Below are 4968 nucleotides of genomic sequence, written 5' to 3'. Positions count from 1 at the left end.
GCCGGATATCGCGGTGAGCACGGGACGCGGGTACCCGGCGCCGAGGGCGCCGGACGGGGAACGGCGGTGCGGTGCGTGCTGGGCCATGGCGCTACCTTCTCCCATCGGACCCGGTCACCGCGGCGGTTCGGCCGAGCCGCCTCCGGTCTCGTGGAGGGGGCGCGCGGCAGTCGTGGTCACACCCGCCGAACTCCCCGTTCGTCACTTCTGCTTCTGCAAATGGACGCCAGGACGACCGGACGCGCCACCTTTTCTCCGCATAGGGCGCAAGAACGGTCAACAGAACACGTAAGGGCACACCGGATGCTGAGATGACGCGACGCCAACACTCCGGTGGCCCTTGGGGAGCGTGCACGATGCCGGTCGACAATCAGCAGCAATTCGCGGACGCGGAAGTACTGCGGCGGAGCCGCTGCCCGGCGGTTCCGGCCGCGTGTCCTGCCGGTGCGGAAGCGTCCGGCAGCACGGACGGCTGGTTCCGCAGTCTCCTGGAGTCGGCGCCGGACGCCATGGTGATCGTCGACGACGCCGGCACCATCCAGCTGGTCAACGCGCAGACCGAGGCCCTGTTCGGATACCGCCGCGAGGAGCTGCTCGGCCGCCCCGTCGAGATCCTCGTCCCGCACCGCTTCCGCCGACACCACGCGGCGCACCGGCAGGGCTACGCCGGCAACCAGCAGGTCCGTCCCATGGGCGCCGGACTCGACCTCAACGGCCTGCGCAAGGACGGGCGCGAGTTCCCCGTCGAGATCAGCCTCAGCCCCATCGAGACCGCCGACGGCCCGCTGGTGGCAGCCGCCGTCCGCGACGTCACGGAACGCAAGGCGGCCGAGGCGCGGATCAACGAACTGGCCGCACTGGTGGAATCGTCGCAGGACGCGATCCTCGCCAAGACGCTGGAGGGGCGGATCACCTACTGGAACGCCGCGGCCCAGCGGCTGTACGGCTACACCCCGCAGGAGGCAGTCGGCGCCCACGTCTCGATGCTGGCGCCGCCCGGCCGGGAGAAGGAGATAGACCAACTGCTCGGACGGCTCGGGAACGGCGAGAAGGTCGAGCACTTCGAGACCCTGCGCGTCACCAGCACCGGCCGGCAGCTCGACGTGGACGTCACCCTCTGGCCGACCCGGGAACCCGGCGGGAAGGTCGTCGGGGGCTGCGCCATCATCCGTGACGTCGGCGACCAGAAGCGGGCGGCGGCCGAACTCACCGAACTGTACGAGCAGCAGCGGCACGTCGCGCTGACCCTGCAGCGCAGTCTCATGGGCCCCCCGCCCGAAGTACCCGGTATGCACACTGCCAGCCGGTACCTTCCCGCCACGCAGGGCGCGGGAGTCGGCGGCGACTGGTTCGACCTCGTACCGCTGGGCGCCGGGCGGGTCGGCGTGCTGATCGGCGACGTCATGGGACGGGGCCTCGAGGCGGCAGCCGTCATGGGCCGGCTCCGGTCCGCCGCCCACGCGCTTGCCAAGAGCGGGATGTCACCGCGGCAGCTGATGCAGACTCTGGACTCGGTCGTCGCCGACATGCCCGACCAGTTCATCACCTGCTGCTACCTGGAGATCGATCCCGACGCGGGCGAGGCGGTGATCTGCTCCGCGGGGCATCTGCCGGCGCTCCTGGTCACGGCGGACGGGGAGGTGGGCAGGCTGCCGGTGCCCGTCAGCGTCCCGCTCGGTGTGGGCGAGATCCCGCACCAGCAGGTCACCGTGTCCCTGCCGGCCGGCGCCACGCTCGCGCTGTACACGGACGGGCTGGTCGAGACGCCCGACAGCGACATCGAGACGCAACTGGAGGTCCTCGGGGAGGCGTTGGGCGTCGCGTTCAGGGCCGCCCCCGGCCCGGAGGACGCGGCCGCCCTGGAGGAGGCGGCCGACAGCGTGCTGGCCACGATGCTGCCCGGTGTCGAGGGGCACAACGACGACGTCACCCTTCTCCTCGCCCGCCTGCCCCCGGCCCCGCTCGGCACCGCGACCCGTGAACTGTCCGCGGTGCCCGAGGCGGTCGCGCAGGGCCGCGCGTTCCTCTCCGGCGTACTGGCCGGGTGGGACCTGCACGGCGTTCGCGACGACGCGCGGCTACTGGCCTCCGAGGTCCTCACGAACGCCGTCCGGCACGCCCGTGGCCCGATCCGGCTGCGGCTGCGCCACACCGAGCACGAACTCACCGTCGAGGTCACGGACCGCAGTCCGCAACTGCCGCACGTCCGGCTCGCCGGCACCGGCGACGAGTCGGGACGCGGCCTCGCACTCGTCGACACGCTGGCCGGCTCCTGGGGGACCCGCCCGGCGGAGGACGGCAAGACCATCTGGTTCACCCTGTCCACCGGCCGGTCCGGATAGGACAGGGCTTCCGGGCTTCCGGGCTTCCGGGCAGGCATGGGGGCGGACGTGGCGGCATCGCGGGGCCTGGCCCGGGGCACGGTCCCGGAGTGACGTGCACCGCGGCGCCCCGGGAGTCCGGAGTCGGCCCGCTCCGCTACCGGTGACGGGGGATCCCGGGCGGCCCCGCGCCGTGTGACGTGCGCCAGGACGGCCGCCCCGACGTGTACTGCCGGCAGTGCGGCAGTGTGGGGCCCGCCTCGCGCGCGCCGGGAGGTGACGGCCGCCCACGGTTCGCCCGGGGTCCTGCGAGGGGCCGATGATCGCGGCGGGCGGCATGGTGTCGGGGCGCGCCACGCCGCCGGCCTTCAGGGCGCGGCCGTCCGGTCGAGGGCACAGCGACGCTGCAGGAGGAGCGCGGCCGCCATGAGAAGCGCGGGCACCGCGGTGAAGCCGATCAGCAGCGCCGCCAGGGCCGAATCCGGCTGGGCGACGGCCTGTCCCCCGGTGGTGGACACGAATCCCCCCGCAGCGAGGACGGCGGAGTACACGTACGGTCCCGTGGCCGTGCCCGCCGCCTCGGCCGCGGTCCACACACCGGTGTAGGCACCCGCGCACGCGGTGCCCCGCGCCTCGGCGGCGGCGACCGCGTCGGGCACCATCGAGAACGCGAACAGCTGGAGCCCGGCGAACGCGATTCCGAGGGCGACCACCACGGCCACCGCCATGCCGGGACCGAGGGCCTCCCCGGGCATGAGGCTGAGCGAGCCCACGGCGAACATGGCCTGGCACAGCAGCAGTCCGCGCTGTTTGCCGGTCCGCCGCGACACCCGCATCCACAGCGGCCCGGCGAACACGGCCGGCGCCAGGAACGCGCCCATGAGCACGGCGGTCAGTCCGCTGTCCTCGAACACGTACTCCGTGTAGAAGGGCAGAGCCGCGAGGAACAGGTGCGTGGTGGTGCCGGTGAACAGGTACGACAATGCCATCGCGCGGAAGTCGCGGTCCCGCCACGCGGTCCGCACGTCCGCCAGGGCGGTGGCGTGGTCCGGCCCGGCGGGGACGCGGAAGCCGCAGCGTGCGGTCAGACGCCGTACGCCCACGGTCCCCACCGCGCAGAAGACGACCATGGACAGGGACAGCAGGACCGCCATGAGGGTGTAGTCGCCCTGCCCGCCGCCCCCGACCAGGGCGGGCGCGGCGACCCCGGCGCCGAGCAGCCCCACGGTGAGGAACAGCATGCGGAACATGAACACGCGGGTGCGCTCGTGGTAGCCGATCCGCAGATCGGACGGGGTGGTGAGATACGGCACCTGGAAGCAGGCGAAGAGCACGTTGCCCGCGATGAACCATCCACCGACCCACAGGGCGGCCGGCGGTCCCGACCATCCCGGCGGCACCGTGAACATCGCGGTCATGGCGAGGCCGAGCAGCAGTCCCAGGCGGAGCATGCGCAGCCGGTGCCCGGTGCGGCGTGCCTGCCGGTCGGAACGGGTGCCCAGCCACGGGTGGACCACCGTGTCGACGATCTTCGGAAGCAGCAGGGTCAGGCCGGCCAGGAACGGTGCGACTCCGAGGGTGTGGGTCAGGAAGTACAGCAGGAGCAGCCCGGGGACGGTGACCCACACGCCCATGCCCACCGATCCCGCGGCATACGCGACGAGGTCCCCGGCCCGGGGCCGTGGCGAGGTACCGGCGGACACCGCGTCACCGGGGGCGGTCCGCGGTACGGCGCTCACGGCGTCTCCCCGTGGCGCTCCACGAGCGCTCCCGCCAGTTCGGCACCGGCGAACGCCCCGGAGCGCACCCGCGCGGCCAGGGTGCGGGCGACGATCCGGTCCGTGAGGGAGGGCAGGTGACGGGCGAGGAAGAACTCGACCGCGCCCCTGCGGGTGGTGGGCATGTCGCGCCGTACCCGGCGGCCCAGTGCCGCGCGCACCACGGTGTCGATGACGCCCTCCAGGGGTTCGTAGCGGCTCATGCCTTCGAGGCTGAGGCCCGCCGCCGCGGTGGAGTCGTGAATGGGGCTGCGTACGGAGGACGGGTAGACGCAGGTGACCCCGACGTGCGTACCGAGTTCCAGACGCAGTGCGTCGGCGTAGGCGACCATCGCTCGCTTCGACGCCCCGTAGGCGGCCGCGAGCGGCAGTTGCATCACGGCCATCCGCGACGCGAGCATCACGACGCGTCCGCGGGAGGCGACGAGCGCGCCGACGCAGGCGGCGGTGGTCCGCCAGCAGCCGAGGAGGTTGATGTCCAGCTGGCGCAACGCCTCGGCGGAGGGGGCGCGTTCCGCCGGGGCCGGTCCGCCGGTGCCCGCGTTGTTGATCAGGATGTCGAGGCCGCCGAGCCGGTCGAGGGCCGTGGCCACGGCCCGGGTGACGGCTGTGTCGTCGGTCAGATCGCAGGGCAGGACGGTGATCCGGTCGTCGGGGCTGGGGCTCACGTCCAGGCCGATGACGTCGGCGCCGAGCGCCAGGAAGCGGTGGCAGAGGGCCTGACCGAAGGTGCCGGAGGCGCCGGTGACCAGGACGCGCAGGCCGGTGGCACTGCGGTGCCGCCCCGGGTTCGCGGGGCGTGGCCGGAACGCGCGGCCGCCGGAAGGCCCTCCGGAGGGCTGGGCGGGAGGCCGGCTGGAGGGCTGGGC

General features: G+C 73.4%; 3 protein-coding genes. 1 reads left to right on the top strand and 2 read right to left on the bottom strand.

What is annotated here, in order from left to right; translation table 11 throughout:
• Window positions 1–356 precede the first annotated feature (356 nt).
• Window positions 357–2342 carry a PAS domain S-box protein gene (locus GUY61_RS34645; protein ID WP_208106828.1) on the top strand — a complete coding sequence of 662 codons (1986 nt, stop codon included), beginning with the start codon at window positions 357–359 and terminating at the stop codon, window positions 2340–2342.
• A gap of 347 nt (window positions 2343–2689) precedes the next feature.
• Here GUY61_RS34645 and GUY61_RS34640 read toward each other — a convergent pair whose 3' ends face one another.
• Together GUY61_RS34640 and GUY61_RS34635 are read right to left on the bottom strand one after the other, a co-directional pair.
• Complete coding sequence (locus tag GUY61_RS34640) at window positions 2690–4060, bottom strand: MFS transporter (protein ID WP_313897002.1); 1371 nt, start codon at window positions 4058–4060, stop codon at window positions 2690–2692.
• Window positions 4057–4968, bottom strand: a 912-nt coding sequence (locus tag GUY61_RS34635) for an SDR family oxidoreductase (RefSeq protein WP_243766965.1), incomplete at its 5' end; no start/stop codon positions are given. The genes GUY61_RS34640 and GUY61_RS34635, both read right to left, overlap by 4 nt.

The organism is Streptomyces sp. GC420, assembly GCF_009916105.1.
In the GTDB taxonomy this organism is placed as follows: domain Bacteria; phylum Actinomycetota; class Actinomycetes; order Streptomycetales; family Streptomycetaceae; genus Streptomyces.
Note: the sequence above shows the minus strand (reverse complement) of the source record. Positions and strands in the feature narration are given on the sequence as shown.